We start from the raw sequence: 17,995 nt of genomic DNA on the forward strand, positions 1-17,995 counted from the left end.
CAGAACACCGCCCCGGCAGGACTGCCGGGGCGGTGCTGTGGAACTACTACCTGAGGATCAGTGACCGTGACCGTGGCCGTGACCGGCTGCGGCGGGCTCCTCTTCCTCGGGCTTGTCGACCACGAGGGTCTCGGTGGTGAGCAGCAGCGCGGCGATCGAGCCGGCGTTGGCGAGCGCGGACCGGGTCACCTTGACCGGGTCCAGCACGCCCTGGGCCAGCAGGTCGCCGTACTCGCCGGTGGCGGCGTTGAAGCCGCTGCCGACCTCCAGCTCCGCGACCTTGGCGGTCACGACGTAGCCCTCGTAGCCGCCGTTCTCGGCGATCCAGCGCAGCGGCTCGACGATCGCCTTGCGGACGATCCGGACACCGGCGAGCTCGTCACCCTCGAGGTCCAGTCCCTTGTCCAGGACGGCAGCCGCGTGCACGAGGGCGGAGCCGCCGCCGGCGACGATGCCCTCCTCGATCGCGGCCCGGGTCGCGGACACAGCGTCCTCGATCCGGTGCTTCTTCTCCTTCAGCTCGACCTCGGTGGCCGCGCCGACCTTGATCACGCAGACGCCACCGGCCAGCTTGGCCAGCCGCTCCTGCAGCTTCTCGCGGTCCCAGTCGGAGTCGGTGCGCTCGATCTCGGCCTTGATCTGGTTCACCCGGCCGTCGATGTCGTCGGACTTGCCGGCGCCGTCGACCACCGTGGTGTTGTCCTTGGAGACCACGATCCGGCGCGCCGAACCGAGCACCTCCAGACCGACCTGGTCCAGCTTCAGCCCGACCTCCGGAGCAACGACCTGCGCGCCGGTCAGCGCGGCCAGGTCCTCCAGCATCGCCTTGCGGCGGTCACCGAAGCCCGGCGCCTTGACGGCGACGGAGGTGAAGTTGCCGCGGATCTTGTTGACCACGAGGGTGGACAGGGCCTCGGCCTCGACGTCCTCGGCGATGATCAGCAGGGTCTTGCCGGACTGTACGACCTTCTCCAGCAGCGGCAGCAGGTCCGCGATCGCGGAGACCTTGCCCTGGTGGATCAGGATGTACGGGTCCTCCAGCACCGCTTCGCCGGCCTCGGCGTCGGTGATGAAGTACGGCGAGATGAAGCCCTTGTCGAACTGCATGCCCTCGGTGAACTCGAGCTCGGTCCCGAAGGTGTTCGACTCCTCGACGGTGATCACACCGTCCTTGCCGACCTTGTCGAACGCGTCCGCGATCAGGGCGCCGATCTCGGCGTCCCGGGCGGAGATGGTGGCGACGTGGGCCATGTCGCCCTTGTCGTCGACCGGCCGCGCGGTCTCGATCAGCTTGGCCGACACGGCCTCGACGGCCGCCTCGATGCCCTTCTTCAGGCCCATCGGGTTGACCCCGGCCGCGACGGCCCGCAGGCCCTCGTGCACCAGTGCCTGCGCCAGCACCGTCGCGGTGGTGGTGCCGTCACCGGCGATGTCGTTGGTCTTGGTGGCGACCTCCTTGGCCAACTGCGCACCAAGGTTCTCGAACGGGTCGTCCAGCTCGACCTCACGGGCGACGGTGACACCGTCGTTGGTGATGGTCGGGGCGCCCCACTTCTTGTCCAGGACGACGTAGCGGCCCTTCGGCCCCAGCGTCACCTTCACCGTGTTCGCGAGCTTGTCGACGCCGCGCTCCAGCGCGCGCCGAGCGTTCTCGTCGAACTCGAGGATCTTCGGCATGAAAAATCCAGTCCCTCTCTGAAATTCGCGCTTCGTAACAGCAGTTCCGAGCTCGCTGCCCCGGACCGACTCCGCCCCGGCGCCGGGAGGGCACCAGGGCGGTGTCAGTCAGGAACAGCGAGCGGCCGTCACTTGCTGACGACTGCGAGGATGTCGCGGGCGCCCAGGATCAGGTAGTCCTGGCCGTCGTACTTGACCTCGGTGCCGCCGTACTTGGAGTAGATGACCTTGTCGCCGACGGCGACGTCCAGCGGGACGCGGTTGCCGTTGTCGTCGATGCGGCCGGGGCCGACGGCGAGGATCTCGCCCTCCTGGGGCTTCTCCTTGGCGGTGTCCGGGATCACCAGGCCGGACTTCGTGGTCTGCTCGGCTTCGAGCGGCGCGACGAGGACGCGGTCCTCGAGCGGCTTGATCGTGACCGACACTTGCTGACCTCCACGGTCGATTTGCTTGTCTGCAGTTCAGGGTGGTCGCGCTCCCCTGCCGTCGCGGGGGTCAGAGGCCGGACCGCTGGCACCCTCGGGTGGAGAGTGCCAACACCGAATCTAGGCCGCGATTAGCACTCGGTCAACTCGAGTGCCAGACTTCCTCTGTCGGCGGAGTCTGTGACCGGCCGGGTACGGATTGTGGCCGAACGCTGGGCCTGACCCCGGTCGCCGTGCGACCGTTTCCCCAGGAGGGCTTCCCACCGGGTCCGAGGAGAGACCATGGCCATCAGCTTCCCGTCTCTACCCAACCTGTCCGGGCGCACGATCGCGGTCCTTGCCGCAGTGGGCGTGGTGGCCGTCGGAGCGGTCGCCGCCGGAGCGTCGAAGGACCAGCCGGCCACCCCGAGCGTTGGAGCTCCCGCCGCAGATCAGCCGGCGGAGCAGGCTCCGGCCGATCAGTCGACCGACCCGACCCGCACCTCCGCCGAGGCAGAGACCAAGGCCGCGGCCGCACTGCCACAGTGCCGCGCGGCCATCCTGGTGCCGGTCAACAGCAGCTGGGGCATCCCGATGCCGTCGATCTACGCGAGCAAGAGCACCACCTGCAACCTCATGTACGGCGACGACCCACACCGCGGTTCCACCGTGTACGGCGACCCCGACACCGCCATCCAGGTCCTGCAGCGCAACCTGAACTTCTGCTACGGCACCCACCTCGCAGTCGACGGCATCTACGGCAGCAACACCCGTGCAGTGGTCAAGACGGTGCAGCGCAAGCACAAGCTCGTGGTGGACGGCATCTACGGCCCCAAGACCCGCGCGGCCATGAACTGGCGCCTCTACTCCTCCGCCACCAACAGCTGGAGCAGGAGCTGCTCGAGCCCGCTCTAGGGTGTGTGGGTGACTGTCACCGCGTTGCTGGACGGGTCGGGCGCCGAGGTGCTCGCTGAGGCCTGTGCGGCGTACCAGCCCGGCAAGGAGCTGCAACTGGTCGAGAGGCTGCGGCGCAGGTACGACGCGACGCTTGTGACGATCGCGGTCACTCAGGCATCGCTGCGGCACCGGGCGGTCGCCAAGTTCGGAGCGGATGCGGCCCGGATGTACTTCACCCCGGACGGTCTGGAGCAGGCCACCAGGACCACGGTCGGCACGCACCGGGCCGCACGCATCGCGGCGGCGTTGCCGGGCAGCAGTGTGGTCGACCTGGGCTGCGGGATCGGTGGCGACCTGATCAGTGCGGCCCGCGCCGGTCTACGGGTCACCGGCGTCGAACGCGACCCGGAGACCGCAGCTACAGCCCGCGCCAACCTGGCCGCGCTCGGTCTGCCCGGTGAGGTCATGGTCGGCGACGCCGAGTCCACCGAGCTCACGCCATACGACGTCGTGTTCGCGGACCCCGCTCGACGCGCTGATGGTCGACGCGTGTTCGACCACAATGCCTACTCACCGCCGTGGACCTTTGTCGCCGAGCTCTTGCAGCGCACTGCCTGCGTGAAGGTCGCGCCTGGCATCCCGCACGACGCCGTACCCGAGGGCGTCGAGGCGGAGTGGATCTCCGACGCCGGTGAGGTGAAGGAGGCCGCGCTGTGGTCCGGGGCGCTGTACACCGGCACCCCGCGGCGGGCGACGTTGCTACCCAGTGGCGTGAGTGTGGCGGATGCGCCCGAGGCTGAGAGCGGTCCGGTCGAGCGGTTCATCTATGAGCCGGATGGTGCCGTTGTGCGGGCCGGTCTGGTGACCGCGGTGGCCGCTGCGGTTGACGGGTGGCTGCTCGACCCGCGGATCGCGTACGTCACCGCACCGAAGCTCGTGCCGACCCCGCTCGCGTCGGCGTACGAGGTGGTGGAGGAGCTGCCGTACAAGGAGAAGGCACTGCGATCCTGGGTCCGCACGCAGGGCATCGGCACGCTCGAGATCAAGAAGCGCGGGGTGGACGTCGACCCGGCCCAGCTCCGGAAGAAGCTCGCTCCGAAGGGCTCGGAGTCCGCCACGCTGATCATCACGCGCATTGGTCGCGACGCCGTCGCCTACTCCTGCGGCCGGGTCAAGATCGAGCCCTGAGCCATTCGAGCGCTGCCAGGCCCAGGCCCTGCTTGTACTCCTCGATCAGCGCACGCACGGGCTCCGGGAGGCCCTCCCATCGGAGTCTGTCCTTGCTGGCTGGCATGCTGTGAACTCCCTTCGGGCCGGACTTGCATTGTGAGTGCATTCGAACATATGATCGATCTCGCGAGCGGGTCCCCGGGCGACCTGCCGGTAGGCGAGGTGCTGCGTCTGCTGCTGCACTCCCCGGGGATCCGCCACTAAACGGGCGACGTCCGGTCTGAGGAGACGGACGTCGACTGAGTGTCATGCGGGTGCAGTCAGGCGTTCACCTGGGTTCGGCAGGGTGGGTGGCAGAAACCGGTTGGCCGCTGACCGTTCACCTGGGGAGCAGGCGGCGAAGTCACCCCAGGTCTCTGCCCGCTGCCGTGCTCTTCCCCGCACTGCAGTGCGCTTCGAACCGTTCCACGACCGGCAGCCGGAAGCGTGCCACCGCAATCGATCCGACCGCGATCGGCAACAACGCCTTCGGACCGTACTGCGGGAGTGACTCGATGCGCGGGCCGTCCGTGCCACGGGCCGGTGCTGTGGCGTTCAGGGCAGTGATGGTGAAGTTGGCGACCACGGTGTTCCAGTCGGTCGACCGACGGAGCATGGCGTGGCCCTCCCCGGCGAGCGCATACATCGTGACGGGAGTGCCGGCCGCGCGAAGGCGCTCGGCGTACGCGGCGGTCGCGCGCGGATCGGTGATCGTGTCGTCCGTGCCATGGGCGAACGTCACCGGCGGACGCAGCGCGGTCAGCGGCTCACCCTCGGGCAGCCAAGGAGCCAAGGCCAGTACGCCGGCCACCCGAGGATGATTGCCTGCGGCCACGACCGCCCGGCCACCCATCGAGTGCCCGATCAGCACCACCCGGCGGATCACCGGTGGCAGCTCGTCGAGGACCGCCCGGAGGTCAACGGCAGAGTCGGCGGCGGACCCGTTCCATCCGCGATACCGATAGCGCAGCATGCCGACCGCAGCAGTGGGAACCGCCGATCGGGCGGCGAGGGCGAACGGCCACATCCGCAGGATCGGCGCCCGCCACAGATGAGGAACCGCGGTCGAATGCTCCTGCCCGCCATGAGCCAGCACCACCAGATCCGTCGCCCCGGCAGGATGCCAGACCAGATCCACAGCAGGACCGGTCATGGTCATGGGCGGCCGTAGATGTCCGCGGGGTCGCGACGGATGCCCATCATGCGGCCGTCGGCGGCGAGCTCGGTGAAACCGTGCCGCCGGTAGAGCTCGTGCGCGTCCTCGGTCCCGAGCATGACGCGACGAACACCCTGCAACTCGGGATGGTCGAGCAGCGTGGCCACGACGAACTTCCCCAGCCCATGCCCGCGCTGCTCAGGCACCACGAACACATCCGCGATCCACGCGAACGTCGCCCGGTCCGTCACCGCGCGAGCGAACGCGACCATCGCCCCGTCCGCCGTGAACACTCCGACGTTCAGCGACCCCGCGATCGACCGCGCCACGACCTCCCACGGGATCCCTGGCGCCCAGTACGACGTACTCAGGAAGCCGTGCACCACGTCGACGTCGATCCGGGACGTGTCGTCGTCGGCCTCGAACCCGTGCGGGTGTGTCCACTTCATTTGTTCAGCACCTCGGTGATCGGCATCGACGAGTCGGCCGGCAATCCCAACGGCGACGGAGACTTCCCGGCCCGGACCAGCTCCGAGCCGAGCGCCGCGACCATCGCGCCGTTGTCGGTGCACAACCCCGGCCGCGGCACCCGTACGGCGATGCCTGCCGCCGAGCACCGTTCTTCGGCCATCACGCGCAGCCGTGAGTTCGCCGCGACACCGCCACCGATCAGCAGGTGCTCGAAGCCGCGGTCCTTGCACGCGTCGATCGCCTTGCGGGTCAGCACGTCGCAGACCGCCTCCTGGAAGGCCGCGGCAACGTGGTTCACCGGCACGTCCTCACCGTCGCGACGCCGCGCCTCGACCCAGCGCGCGACCGCGGTCTTCAGCCCGGAGAAGGAGAAATCGAACCGGTGCCGCTCGAGGTCGCGCTGCGACGTCAGGCCACGCGGGAACGTGACGTAGAGCCGGTCGCCACCGTCCCGTGCCGCCTTGTCGACATATGGACCACCCGGGAACGGCAGCCCCAGCACCCGCGCGACCTTGTCGAAGGCCTCGCCCGCGGCGTCGTCGATGGTGCTCCCCATCGGCAGCACGCCCTCGGTGATGTCCTCGACCGCGAGCAACGACGAGTGCCCGCCCGACACGAGCATGGCGACACAGCCCTTGGGCAGATCGCCGTGCTCCAAGGTGTCGACGGCGACATGCGCCGCGAGGTGGTTCACGCCGTACAGCGGCTTGTCGAGCGACAGCGCAAGCCCCTTGGCCGCAGCCACGCCGACCAGTAGCGCACCGGCGAGGCCTGGCCCGCTGGTGACCGCGACGGCGTCGACGTCGGTCGGTTCGATCCCGGCGGTCTCACAGGCACGCCGGATCGTCGGCACCATCGCCTCCAGGTGCGCGCGACTGGCCACCTCCGGTACGACGCCGCCGAACCGGGCATGCTCCTCGACACTGGACGCGATCGCGTCGGCGAGCAGCGTCTGCCCGCGGACGATCCCGACCCCGGTCTCGTCGCACGACGTCTCGATCCCCAGGATGAGGGGCTCGTTCGCCATCACAATTCCTCCCGCCACCGCATGATCACCGCATCCTCGCCGCCGGCGTAGTACCCGCGCCGCCGGCTGATCTCCTGGAAACCAAAGCCTTCATAGAGCCCACCAGCCGATTGATTGCCCGCAGCAACTTCCAGCAACACGGTCCGGCCGGCACAGCGCGCCAGCGCCGCCGCCATCAACTGCCGGCCGATCCCGGTACGCCGCTCGGCCGGGGTCACCGCGATCCGCAGCAACTCGACCACGTCCAGCCTGACCGGTGGCACCAGGAGTACGACGTACCCGACGGCCACACCCTCGTCCGCGACCAGGATCACCCGATCCTCGGACAACCGGTCGAACTCGGTCGTCCACGAGACCGTACTCCAGGCCTCCGACCCGAAGCACACCTCGTCCAACGCGACCAGAGCGGGCAGATCGTCCGCGGTCGCCGGTCGAATGGCTGGCCTCACTTCGGCAGCACGCTCTTCGGCCCGGCGGACATCGTCACGTCGGGCCGGCGCAGGTACAGCGGGTCGGGCTCGACGACATCGAGGGTGCCGGTCGCAACGCCCGTCGCAAGCACCTCGGCCGACGGGTACTCGGCGACATCGACGTCCGTCACACCGAGCGCCTCGGCGTACAGGACCGCGCCCCGGCCGATCACCGGCAGACCCGACAGCACGTGCGCGACCTCAGCCGGACGATCCACCGCCGGCCCTTCCAGGCGACGCCGGCTTCCGTCGGCGGCCGGGCCGTCGTACAGAGCCCAGTAGATCTCCTTGCGCCGCGCGTCGGTCGCGACGGCCACCGGCAGCGTCAGCGACGACTGCCGCGCCAGGATGTCCAGGCTGCAGACGCCGGCGACCTCGATCCCGAGTACGTCGGCCATGGTCCGCGCAGTCACCAGTCCGACCCGCAATCCGGTGAACGGGCCAGGACCGACTCCGACCGCGATCCGCGTCAGGTCGCGCGCCGTACAGCCGGCGGTCTCCAGCGCCGCGGCGATCGCGGGCGCGAGCAGCTCGCCGTGCCGCAACGCGTCGACGGTCGTCGAGGACGCGACGATCTCACCGCTCAGCGGATCGGCCAGCGCAACGGTGACGGCCGCACTCGAGGTGTCAAAGGCAAGCAACATGTCAGTTCTTCTCCAGTACAGACACCCGAACACCGGATGCGGCCCAGCGCGGTCCCACCGGGATGATCCGCAGCTCGCGGGTCTCGTCGGTGTCGTCGTCGCCACGGGTGACCACGATGTCCAGCCGGTCCGGCGCCAGCGACTCGGCCAGACCGTGGCCCCACTCGACCACCGTGACCGCGTCGTCGAGGCTCGCGTCCAGGTCGAGGTCGTCCAACTCGGCGATCCCACCCAGCCGGTACGCGTCCACGTGCACGAGCGGCGGACCGCCGGCCAGCGACGGGTGCACCCGCGAGATCACGAACGTCGGCGACGTGATGTCACCGCGCACCTTCAGTCCCGCACCGAGACCTTGAGTGAACGTCGTCTTGCCCGCGCCGAGGTCGCCGGACAGCACGAGTACGTCGCCCGCGCGCAACTGGCCCGCGACCTCCTCGCCGATCGCCCGCATGTCGTCGGCCGTCGGCACGATCAGCTCGATCGGCATCGCCTTCGCGAGGATCAGGTTGTGGTCCTGCTGCTCGACCAGCGAGTACCCGCGGCGCCGCCAGAACTCCACGGTGTCGGGCAGTTCGATCCGAGCGATCAACTGGACCCGATTCAACCCACGCTGTACGGCGACCTCCTCGGCGCACCCGACCATCGCGGACGCGACCCCGTGACCCTGGTGCCGCGGGTCGACCGAGACGCGGCGCAGGTTCAGCACGTCGCCGGTCTCCTCGAACAGCATCGCGCCGGCCGGAACACCGTTGCTGCGAACCAGCAGACCGCCGTACTGCGCGATGGTGTCGGCCACTGTGGTCGCGTTCTCGGACAGGGCGGTGGACGGCGGGTCGAGCACCCGCCGGGCGGAGAACGCGTGGTGGATCACCGCAACGAGCTGGTCGACGTGGTCGGACGTCGCGTCCATTACGTGCAGGTCGGTCATGTGTGTCCCAGGGATTGTTCGGCTCGCTCGATCATGCCAAGGAGGGCGGCGGTGAACTCATCGTGGTGCTCGATCAGGCCCAGGTGACCGCAGTTCTTCACCTCGACCAGCTCCGCGCCGGGCACCCGCCGGACGATCTCCTCGGCGTGGACGAACGGGGTCAGGTGGTCGCGGTCGCCACCGATCACCACGCACTCCACCTTCTGCAACGGCTCCAGGGAGTCGAACTTGTCGTGCAGCGCGAAGATCGGGTAGAACTCCGCGATCACCGAGATCGGCGTCGCCGCGATCATCTCGTTGACGAACTCGGTGTACGCCGGCGGTACCTCCGAGCCGAACGAGTACTTCCGGGTCAGCAGGTAGCTGATGTCCGTCCCGGCCTTCCGGCTGCGCTCCACCACGTCGGGGATCCGCGCCAGCACCGACACCGTCGGCGTGGCCAGTGAGCGGAGCATCATCCCGAGCTTGCCCGGCACGATGATCGGGACCTGGTCCAGGCCGCCCGCGCTGGTCGAGCACAGCCCGACCCCGATGATCCGGTCAGCGAACAGCTCCGGATGCTGCTCGGCCAGCGCCATGATCGACATGCCACCCATCGAGTGGCCGATCAGGATCACCGGACCCGTCGGCGCGAACTCCTCCATGATCCCGTACAGGTCGCGGCCGAGCTGCTCGATGCTGACGTGCTCCTTCGGCGACCGCCCGGACCGGCCGTGCGAGCGCTGGTCGTAGAACACCAGCGTGCCGATGCCGGCCAGGTCGCGGCGCTCGAAGTGCCAGCAGTCCATGTTCAGGCCGTAGCCGTGCGCGAAGATGACGGTCAGGTCCTCCGGCGGCAGCGGCAGCTTCCGCCCGAACCGGCGCTTCGGTTGCGCGGGCCGGCGGGACCGCTTCAGCTCGTCGACCTCGACGTACAGCTCGACGCCGTCGTCGGCAGTGAAGACGTGTGGAGTACCGCGCATCGAGCCGAACGGCTCGGCCTCGAGCTGCGCGCGCTGACTGGACCGTCGGCCGATCACCTGCCGCTCGACGGCAACGCCGGCTGCCGCTCCCGCGGCGAGCACTCCGACCGCGGCCCCGATCAGACCAGCAGTCCGTCCTGCTTTGGACATACCGGTCTACCTTTCGACTGGGGTGGTGGGGTGGGGAAGGTCTTGAGCGCTGTCGACGTACCGGCGGGGAATCCGGGCGCCCAGCCGGGTCACGATCTCGTAGTTGATCGTCCGCGCGGCGTCGGCCCAGTCGTCCGCCGTCGGCTCACCGTTGGTCCCGGGGCCGAAAAGCACGACCTCGTCGCCCGCGGCCGCCTCATCGTCCTCGAGGTTGACCACGCACTGATCCATGCAGATCCGGCCGACGATCGTCCGGCGATGTCCACCGGACAGGACCGGTGCTCCATTCGACGCGTGCCGCGGCAGGCCGTCGCCGTACCCGAGCGGAATCAGGCCGAGCGTCGACGGCCGCGGCGCGGTCCAGGTCAGGCCGTACGAGACGCCCGCACCGGCCGGCACCCGCTTCACCATCGCGAGCCGTGCCTTCAGCGTCATCGCCGGGCGCAGCCCCAGCTCCGCCGACGGCAGCGCATGCCCGAACGGCGAGAGCCCGTACGTCGCGACGCCTGGGCGGACCAGGTTGAAGTGGGTCTCGGGGAGCGCGAGCGTGGCACCCGAGTTCGCCAGATGCTTGAACTCGGCGTCGATGCCGAACGACTCGGCGACCTCGATCGCCTCCTGGAACGTGGCCAGCTGAGCCTCGTTCGCCGGGCTCTTCGGCTCGTCCGAGGACGACAGATGCGACCAGATGCCCCGCACTTCGATCCGGCCCGACTGCTGCTCGCGGACGGCGGCGCGGATCAGCGCGGGCCACTCTTCGGGTACGGCGCCACCGCGGCTCATGCCGGTGTCGATCTTCAGGTGCACCCGGGCCGCCCGGTCGGTCACCCCGGCGGCCAGCTCATCGATCTCCCAGGGCGCGCCGGCGGACAGGTCGATGCCGGCGGCGATCGCGTCCGACAGCGGCTCGCCCGGCGTGGTCAACCAGCAGAAGATCGGACCGGTGTCACCGGCCTCGCGCAGCGCGAGCGCCTCCTCGAGTACGGCGGCGCCGATCCAGTCGGCGCCGGCCTCGCGAGCGGCCCGGGCGACCGGGACCATCCCATGCCCGTAGCCGTCGGCCTTGACCACGGTCATCAGCTGCGCGCCGCCGGCACGAGCACGCAGCGTGGCCACGTTATGGCGGATCGCGGCCAGATCAACGACCGCCTCGGCGCGGACCGGGCGGTCGCCGCTAAGTGACTGGAGGGTAGACATAGCCCTTCCAGTGTCTCAGGCGCCGTCGATCAGGTCGGCAAGGGCGGCCATGTCGTGGAAAACCGCGTCCGCCGCGGCCAGCTTCACGGGGTCCGTCATCCCGGCGTACCCGAAGACCTTCATGCCGGCCGCGTTGGCCGCGGCGACGCCCAGCGGACTGTCCTCGACGACCACGCAGTCGGCCGGTTTCACGCCCAGCTCCTGGGCAGCGTGCAGGAACAGATCAGGCGCGGGCTTGCCGTGGGCAACGTCCTCGGCGCTGAAGATGCGGCCCTCGAACCGGTCCAGGAACCCGACCGCGGTGAGCGCCGTACGGATCCGGCGATGCGTGCCCGACGACGCCAGGCAGTACCTGATTCCCTCTGCGTCGAGGTGGTCGAGGACAGCCTCGACGCCCGCGATCGCCTGCAACTGGGCGAACCCGTCGAACAGGCGCTGGTGGTACCTGTCCTCCAGGTCCGCCGGCAGCGGCCGCCCGAGCTGCGCCTCGGCCTTCTGCCGCATGGACGCCATACTGCCGCCCATGAAGTCACGCACCGCTTCCTCGAACGTGTAGGGCAACCCGGCCTCGGTCAGCAGCTCGGCCAGGATCGAGTTGGCCAGCCGCTCGGAGTCCACCAGTACGCCGTCGTTGTCGAAGATCACCAGACCGATCACCCCAGCACCCTACGCAATGCGGCCGCCGCGACCTGAAGGGTCGCGGCGGCCACGTGCGTTCGCGCGAGCGCGGATGGGGTCCTGCTGCTCAGTTCTCCTGGATGGAGAAGTCGGTGAAGTCGAACCGCTTCTTGGCGTTGGCGGTGGACACGACCTCGATGCCGTAGTCGACCTGCCAGGTCGTCGCCTTCGGCGCCCAGCCACGGTTGACCATGTCACTGAAGAAGCTCGCCAGCGGCATCGTGCCGGACTTCTGCGTCACCTGCGACACGTAGGCGGTGTAGCCGTCCTCGTGCCACACGTCGTAGGTGAAGCCACCGAAGTTCACGGTGCCCACCTTGCGGCCGGCCGGGACCTGGCCCTTGTTCTCGGTCCAGATCATCAGCTCGTTGTTCAGGCCGTCGCCGATCCACGCGTCGAACGCGACGTTGTAGATGCAGCCGTCGCAGCTGGCCGGGGTCGCCGCCGCGAACTTGGCCGACTGGATCTTCGACAACGCGACGTCGTCGTAGTCCTTGTGCACGTTCGGGTACGCCTGAACACCCTTGTCGCCGGGCAGCGGCTGGGTGACCTCGACGTACCAGCTGTTGTAGTTGCAGGCGCCCAGCGTGTAGGTGCCGTTGTCGTTGTTCCACATGTTGTTGTGGACGTAGTACGCGCCGAAGGTCCGCCCGTCACCCTGGTTGTTCGTCGAGGTGGTGAGGAACGACGGATTGGTGCAGGTGCCCGCCGGCGACGAGGTCGGTGTCGCCGTACTGGGCGCGGTGGTCGTCGGAGCCGTCGTCGTGGGGGTCGACGTCGGCGGCTTCGTCGGGGTCGACGTGGTCGTCGGCGTGCTGGTCGGCGGCTTCGTCGGGGTGGTGGTCTGGGTCGGCGTCGGGGTGGTCGGCTGTGCCGGTGCCGCCACGAAGTCGTAGTGCGCGGTATAGGTCAGCTTGGTGCCGGCGCGGTACCTGTTGCCGTCGTAGCGCAGGGCACGCAGCCGGTAGGACTTGTCATCGGTCCGGCTCGGGTCGATCGAGAGGATTGCCGGTCCGGAGGCCGTGGCGGTGATGGCGACGGGCTTCTTGCCGAAGCCGTGCAGCACCGTACAGCCGGAGTTCGCGTCCAGGACGCAGGTTTCGATGCGTCCGACGCTCGGGAGGTCGGTGACCGTGCTGTCCGCGGCGCTGGCCGTGGTCACTGCTTCAGGGGATCCCTTGGCCGCTTGTACGGCGATCGGCGCTGCGATGAGTGCGCCGATGGCAAGGAATACCGCTGGAATGACCACGCGGCTCCGGGCAGTTCGGGTGGGGGGCATGGAAAAGGTTCCTTCGTTGCTCGACGGACCTGCACTGACTGCCCCAGAACTCCAGCGTGGCCCACGACTGTTCGATTGAATCCCCAGTGGGGCCGGCACTGCCGGCCTTGGCGTTCACATTCGCTCTCGCGGGTACGACGCGCCTGACGTTATCCAACCGTGATGTGAAAGGCCAACCCCGAGGTCCCGACTTTACGCGCAGTTAGCGTGCAACAGGCGGACCCACAAGCGCGTCCGTAGAGTGTGAAGATGCGGATGATCGCAGTGGCCGGCGCCGGTCTGCTGCTCGCCCTGACCGCCTGTGGGAACGAGTCGACCGCCGGTGGAACGCTCACCGGCAAGTCGTGGCTGTCGACCGCCGTGACCGAGAACGGCGCCCCGAAACAGCTCGCCCAGAACACCCGGGTCCGGCTCCAATTCACCGATGACGGACGTTTGATCGCCGACGCGGGCTGTAACTCCATGCAGTCGAAGGTGTCGACCGGTGACGGCAAGCTGTCGCTGAAGGACAGCCTGGTGATGACGGACATGGGCTGCCCCGGCCGGCAGGACCAGGACGGCTGGCTGTCCGGCATCCTGTCCAGCAAGCCGTCCTGGAAGCTCGACGGCGACACCCTCAACGTGACGTCCGGCGGTACGACGATCGCCCTCCAGGACCGCGAGACCGCGGAACCGGACCTGGCCCTCGACGGCACCAAGTGGGCGTTGAACACCGTGATCACCGGCGAGGTCGCCTCCCACCAGGCCGGCTCGGAGAAGGCGTGGATGACGCTGAACGGCGAACGCGTCACCGGATCGACCGGCTGCAACGAGTTCCAGGGCATGGTGGCGCAGGCTCCCGGCAAGCTGACCTTCGGGGAGCTCGCGACCACTCGCCGCGCCTGTGCCGGTGACGCGGCGAAGCTCGAGTCCAGTCTCCTGAATGGTCTGAAGGGCGAGGTCTCCTACGAGATCGACTCCAGCAAACTCGAGCTTCGCAACGCCGCCGGCGGCTTGGACTTCACCGCCGTCCGCTGAGTTCGAGGTCGAAGGCCTGGACCTCGTTCTGTGGTGTCTCGTAGGAGACGAGCAGGCGACCGTCCTTGGCGAGCGTCGCCCGCTGGGCAGCGGTCAGCGGGATCGACCAGTGCTGGACACCGTGGGTGACATTCTGTGTCGCCTGCTTCACCAGGTGACCGCTCATGTCCGGTGACCACGGCGGGATGCCACCGTCGGTGACCGCACATGGTGTCAGGCCGTAGTCGGGTGGCGGGTCCGCGGCGAGTGTGCAACTCGTTGTCCACAACGGGATCGCCCCGAGCTCACCGGTGGTCAGGAACGCACGCGCCGTACCGCTACCGCTGGAGTTCGTCACCACGTCCACGCTGCTCCCGCGGAGTGCGGCGGACAGGATCTTGAGGTCGGTCGTGGGAACCCGGCCGGAGATCGGTACGCCGTTCCGCGCGGACTGCGCGATGGTCTGCGGTGACAGGGCGCCGTTGAGGTTGGGGTTGGAGACGTTGGGCGGCGCCGGTGTGGTCGGGCGGTCGGCCGGAGGCGTGTAGCCCGGCAGCGTCGCGAGACCCCAGCGGTACGGGTCGGACTGGACCGACCCGAGCGCCGACCAACCGAGTCGCGTGCTCATGTCGATGTGCCTGAGCGTCGTCGTACCAGCTGCTGACGTGTCGTCGTTGTCGTACGGCGTGATGTTCAGACCGAGGCGCGACGGGTCGACCGCCGCGGGGAGGTCGGCCAGCGGGATCTTGACCTCGAGGTCGTAGCCGCCACCGGCGTACGCGTGCGGCACGGTCGTCTCGTTGCTGCCGACCCACTGTGCGGTCGACGCGACCTGTACGCCGGGTGCGTTACCGGTGTCGAGCGAACCGCTGGAGTAGCCCTGGTGGTTGTCGGCGTCGCGCTCCCAGCACGGGCCGCCGCTCTGACTGAACGGGAAGATGCCGAGCTTGAACGTGTTCGCGGTGTCCATCAGCGCCTGCGACGCGTTGCCGCGCGGGTCGAGCAGGATCTCCACCGAGTCCGCCTGCCAGTGGCCGACACACTCGGCCGGCGTGACGGCGTACGACTGGTAGTCGTCGCGGACGTGGATGAAGAAGTACAGCGCGTCGTCCGACCAGCTCACCTTGGCCGTACTGCCTTCACCCGTTGGGGAAACGCCACAGTCGTCGACGCCGGTGCAGGTGGACGCGCCCTGCCAGATCCGGCCGAGGTCGAGCGTCGGCCCCGGGTACTCGCCTGGGTCCGCCGTTCCGTCGACGACTGGGGTTGCCTGCGGGATCACGGTGGTCGGGACCAACGTCAGCGTCAACGTCTCGCCGCCGGCACCACCGGCGTACGTCGTCCTGATCGGGATCGACACGTTCTGCTGAACGGGCAGGGAGGTGTCGGTGTTGGTGACCTTGAACGTGACTGTCGTGTCAGCGCCTGGCTGAGCATCGTAGGGTTTCGAGGCCGCGTCGACAGTGAAGTTCGCTGGGAGCTCGAGCGACACCGCGCCACTCTGCGGCTCGGCGGACCAGTTGTGCACGACGACCGGTACGTCGATCGTCTGACCGATCCCCATTGACTGGATCGCCGGGGACCGACCGAGCCGGTTGGCCTGCGGTGCGGTCGTCGACAGCCATTCGTCGTACTCCTGCCAGTTGCCCCACCGCTGGAACCGGCCCTCGGCTGCGGACACGATCCGTACGACGTTGTCCGTGTAGCCCGTTGCCTTCGCGGTGGTGTAGGTGGCGGCGACCTTCGCGTTCTGGTCGACTGTTGCGGTGGCCGACGGGGTCACCGTGAAGGTGATGTCGGCACTGGCATTTGCCGGCACCGGCTTCGGGGCGTCGACCGTCCAGCCCGCCGGGACCTGGAGGCTTACGTTGCCTTCGGCAAGCTCGCCCTTGGGTGCCTTGAGGTGGACGGTCGCGTGGAAGGGTTCACCGGCGACGTTGTAGAAGCGGTCGAACGTCAGGTACTCCAAGGTGCCGAGTGGGAGTCCGCCCGGATCAGGTTTGGTCGCGCCGAACAGGATCGCGTCATCGCGGCCTGCGGCTGGATTGGCGTTCGGCTGGAACGGGACGAACGACTGCGTCATCCCGAACCGGGGACAGGCCGGCACTGAACTGCCCTTGAACATCACCCGGCTCTGCGTCGGGTAGGCGGCCCGGCCCTCGTCGGCCACCTGCTGCCAGATCTTGGGTGTCCCGACCGGTTTGCCCTGGACGTTCCCAGCCGGCCACTTGTACGGCGAGTCGTACCCGGTCCACACGCCCGCGACGGTGTCCACGCCGGTCGGCGTGAACCCGGTGGTGCAGTTCGCGGCCGTCGTCGTACCGCCAGTGCCCGCTGTGGTGCCGCCAGAGAAGACCTTCTTCACCTGCCACGTGCTCAGCGCGTGCGGGCCCTTCAGTTGCTCGGGGAACTTGGTCGGATCGGCGGCTGCGAGCACGCCTTCCCAGATCAGCCGCCCGGCCTGCTGGTGGTTGCCGTGTCCCGCGGCGAGCGTCGGCGTGAACCCGATGTAGACCTCAGGCTGCGTCTCCCGGATCACCCGGGTCACCCGGCGCAGCGTCTCCTGCTCGTCCCAGAAGTACTGCGTCAACGGCGCACTCTGGTTGTAGAAGAAGTCGATCCGGTCCAGGTTGAAGATGTCCACGGTGCCGGAGCGGTAGTGCGCGACCCGGTCCTCGTTCTCGCGCCGAAGCCCCAGGTCCGGGCCGAGCTCGGTGCCGGCCGCGTTCCCGCCGCCCTCACCGCGCGTCACCATGATCACGCCGCACTTCACGCCGTACTGCTGATGCCAGACACCACACGGCCCGATGATGCTCGTGTCGTCGTCCGGATGGGCCCACTCCCCCATCACGTCGATCTTCGTGTTCCGATCAGCCACATACGGCGTGCCCGCCGAGTCCTCGGCCGAGGTTCGCGCCTGGGCCGGCAGCGGCAACGCTGCAATCAGAGCAAGAGCAGCAACCACAACAATTCGCTTCACAGCGCACACTCCAAAGGCGGCGGAGTTCACCAGCAACCCCTTTCCTACCCACAACCAGCCAATCCCACCCCGCTTCACGCACCCCGCTTCGTGGCTTGCGCGTTCTCGTGCTTCGTGCCGGGTGATCTCGTGCCCGATGATCTGTGGGAGCGTGGAGCTCCTGTTGCGGAGGGCGAGTGGGGATGATCGAGAGGTCCGGCGAGGACGAGCGCCGGCTCCGGAGAGCGGCAAAGCGCTGGGTCCATCGGGGGCGGCGCTATCGACACCTCATGATCGGGGCGTTCGTGATGCCGCGGTTTCGGCAACGCTGGTTCCAGTGGCGGTTGCGGCGGGCAGGCCGCCGGGCACCGGCCGAAGATCTTGCTCTGCTGCTGCGAGCTGGGTGGCGTGAGCGGCTGACCGCAACCTGGCTCATCGCCGCCGGCCGGCGAGCGGATCTGCGGCCGGTGATGGAACGGGGCATCCTCGGCGACGAACCGTCCGGGGACCGCTGGAGCTACTGTCCGGCGTTCGCCAGCCTGGGTACCGAGGACGACGCCCGGATCCTCGTCACCTACCTGGTCCGGGCGCTCTCCCTGCCGCCCGAGGACGAAGGTTTCGTCACCCAGTGCCAGCCCGAGGCCCTGGCGACACTCATGTACCTCGACCAGCAGCTCGGCACCGACCATGCCCAGCGTTTCCTCGCCGACGGCGGGCCCTGGGAACGCTGGCCGGGTTCCGTGAACGTCTCGTTGGCGGACCTCCAGGACGGCGTCCGTCGTGAGGTCGTCTTCGCGGCCGGCGGCAACCCAGGCATCCGACGGATGGTGAAACTCCAGCGCGGATAAGCAGGTCTCATCACGAGGCGGCGTGCAGCTCGACAGGAGGTGT

17 protein-coding genes are annotated in these 17,995 nt (G+C 68.7%); 4 read left to right on the forward strand and 13 right to left on the reverse strand.

The window, feature by feature from the left end; all coding sequences use genetic code 11:
• Positions 1–57: 57 nt before the first annotated feature.
• On the reverse strand, positions 58–1,677 hold the full coding sequence (gene groL / locus ACIBG5_RS15740; protein ID WP_360444713.1) for a chaperonin GroEL: 1,620 nt from the start codon (positions 1,675–1,677) through the stop codon (positions 58–60).
• A 128-nt stretch (positions 1,678–1,805) separates the two neighbouring features.
• Entirely contained in the window at positions 1,806–2,102 is a 297-nt protein-coding gene (groES, locus tag ACIBG5_RS15745) for a co-chaperone GroES (protein WP_130384566.1), read from the reverse strand.
• Between the two features lie 282 nt (positions 2,103–2,384).
• Between groES and ACIBG5_RS15750 the strand changes: the two genes are divergently transcribed.
• Both ACIBG5_RS15750 and ACIBG5_RS15755 read left to right on the forward strand, forming a co-directional pair.
• A complete protein-coding gene (locus tag ACIBG5_RS15750) occupies positions 2,385–2,996 on the forward strand; it encodes a peptidoglycan-binding protein (RefSeq protein WP_396392246.1) in 612 nt (203 codons plus the stop codon).
• A gap of 9 nt (positions 2,997–3,005) precedes the next feature.
• Positions 3,006–4,166 carry a methyltransferase domain-containing protein gene (locus tag ACIBG5_RS15755; protein WP_396392247.1) on the forward strand — a complete coding sequence of 387 codons (1,161 nt, stop codon included), beginning with the start codon at positions 3,006–3,008 and terminating at the stop codon, positions 4,164–4,166.
• A gap of 385 nt (positions 4,167–4,551) precedes the next feature.
• On the opposite strand, the gene ACIBG5_RS15760 is transcribed toward ACIBG5_RS15755, so the two are convergent.
• The 10 genes from ACIBG5_RS15760 to ACIBG5_RS15805 form a co-directional block, all read right to left on the reverse strand.
• Entirely contained in the window at positions 4,552–5,346 is a 795-nt protein-coding gene (locus ACIBG5_RS15760; protein ID WP_396392248.1) for an alpha/beta hydrolase, read from the reverse strand.
• Positions 5,343–5,792 carry a GNAT family N-acetyltransferase gene (locus ACIBG5_RS15765; protein ID WP_396392249.1) on the reverse strand — a complete coding sequence of 150 codons (450 nt, stop codon included), beginning with the start codon at positions 5,790–5,792 and terminating at the stop codon, positions 5,343–5,345. Before ACIBG5_RS15765 ends, ACIBG5_RS15760 begins: the two co-directional genes overlap by 4 nt.
• Complete coding sequence (gene tsaD, locus ACIBG5_RS15770; RefSeq protein WP_396392250.1) at positions 5,789–6,841, reverse strand: tRNA (adenosine(37)-N6)-threonylcarbamoyltransferase complex transferase subunit TsaD; 1,053 nt, start codon at positions 6,839–6,841, stop codon at positions 5,789–5,791. Before tsaD ends, ACIBG5_RS15765 begins: the two co-directional genes overlap by 4 nt.
• On the reverse strand, positions 6,841–7,290 hold the full coding sequence (locus ACIBG5_RS15775) for a GNAT family N-acetyltransferase (RefSeq protein WP_396392251.1): 450 nt from the start codon (positions 7,288–7,290) through the stop codon (positions 6,841–6,843). The genes tsaD and ACIBG5_RS15775 overlap by 1 nt, the downstream gene beginning before the upstream one ends.
• Positions 7,287–7,955: a tRNA (adenosine(37)-N6)-threonylcarbamoyltransferase complex dimerization subunit type 1 TsaB gene (gene tsaB, locus ACIBG5_RS15780; RefSeq protein ID WP_396392252.1), complete on the reverse strand. Its 669-nt coding sequence runs from the start codon at positions 7,953–7,955 to the stop codon at positions 7,287–7,289. Before tsaB ends, ACIBG5_RS15775 begins: the two co-directional genes overlap by 4 nt.
• 1 nt (position 7,956) lies before the next feature.
• Entirely contained in the window at positions 7,957–8,883 is a 927-nt protein-coding gene (gene tsaE, locus ACIBG5_RS15785; protein WP_396392253.1) for a tRNA (adenosine(37)-N6)-threonylcarbamoyltransferase complex ATPase subunit type 1 TsaE, read from the reverse strand.
• The gene (locus ACIBG5_RS15790; protein ID WP_396392254.1) at positions 8,880–9,995 is read right to left on the reverse strand and encodes an alpha/beta fold hydrolase; all 1,116 of its coding nucleotides are present in this window, start codon (positions 9,993–9,995) and stop codon (positions 8,880–8,882) included. Before ACIBG5_RS15790 ends, tsaE begins: the two co-directional genes overlap by 4 nt.
• Positions 9,996–10,001: 6 nt before the next feature.
• Entirely contained in the window at positions 10,002–11,192 is a 1,191-nt protein-coding gene (gene alr, locus ACIBG5_RS15795) for an alanine racemase (protein WP_396392255.1), read from the reverse strand.
• A gap of 15 nt (positions 11,193–11,207) precedes the next feature.
• Positions 11,208–11,849 (reverse strand): HAD family hydrolase, encoded by a 642-nt coding sequence (locus tag ACIBG5_RS15800; protein WP_396392256.1) that lies wholly within the window; start codon positions 11,847–11,849, stop codon positions 11,208–11,210.
• Positions 11,850–11,937: 88 nt separating this feature from the next.
• Complete coding sequence (locus tag ACIBG5_RS15805; protein WP_396392257.1) at positions 11,938–13,119, reverse strand: hypothetical protein; 1,182 nt, start codon at positions 13,117–13,119, stop codon at positions 11,938–11,940.
• Positions 13,120–13,398: 279 nt separating this feature from the next.
• Here ACIBG5_RS15805 and ACIBG5_RS15810 point away from each other — a divergent pair, with 279 nt between their 5' ends.
• Entirely contained in the window at positions 13,399–14,166 is a 768-nt protein-coding gene (locus ACIBG5_RS15810; protein ID WP_396392258.1) for an META domain-containing protein, read from the forward strand.
• Here the strand turns inward: ACIBG5_RS15810 and ACIBG5_RS15815 are convergent.
• Positions 14,150–17,125 (reverse strand): PIG-L family deacetylase, encoded by a 2,976-nt coding sequence (locus ACIBG5_RS15815; RefSeq protein WP_396392259.1) that lies wholly within the window; start codon positions 17,123–17,125, stop codon positions 14,150–14,152. The two genes, ACIBG5_RS15810 and ACIBG5_RS15815, sit on opposite strands and share 17 nt — an antisense overlap.
• Before the next feature lie 182 nt (positions 17,126–17,307).
• On the opposite strand from ACIBG5_RS15815, the gene ACIBG5_RS15820 reads away from it, so the two are divergent.
• A complete protein-coding gene (locus ACIBG5_RS15820) occupies positions 17,308–17,952 on the forward strand; it encodes a DUF6000 family protein (RefSeq protein WP_396392260.1) in 645 nt (214 codons plus the stop codon).
• Positions 17,953–17,995 lie beyond the last annotated feature (43 nt).

This window comes from Kribbella sp. NPDC050241 (genome assembly GCF_044459685.1).
Taxonomy (GTDB): Bacteria; Actinomycetota; Actinomycetes; order Propionibacteriales; family Kribbellaceae; genus Kribbella.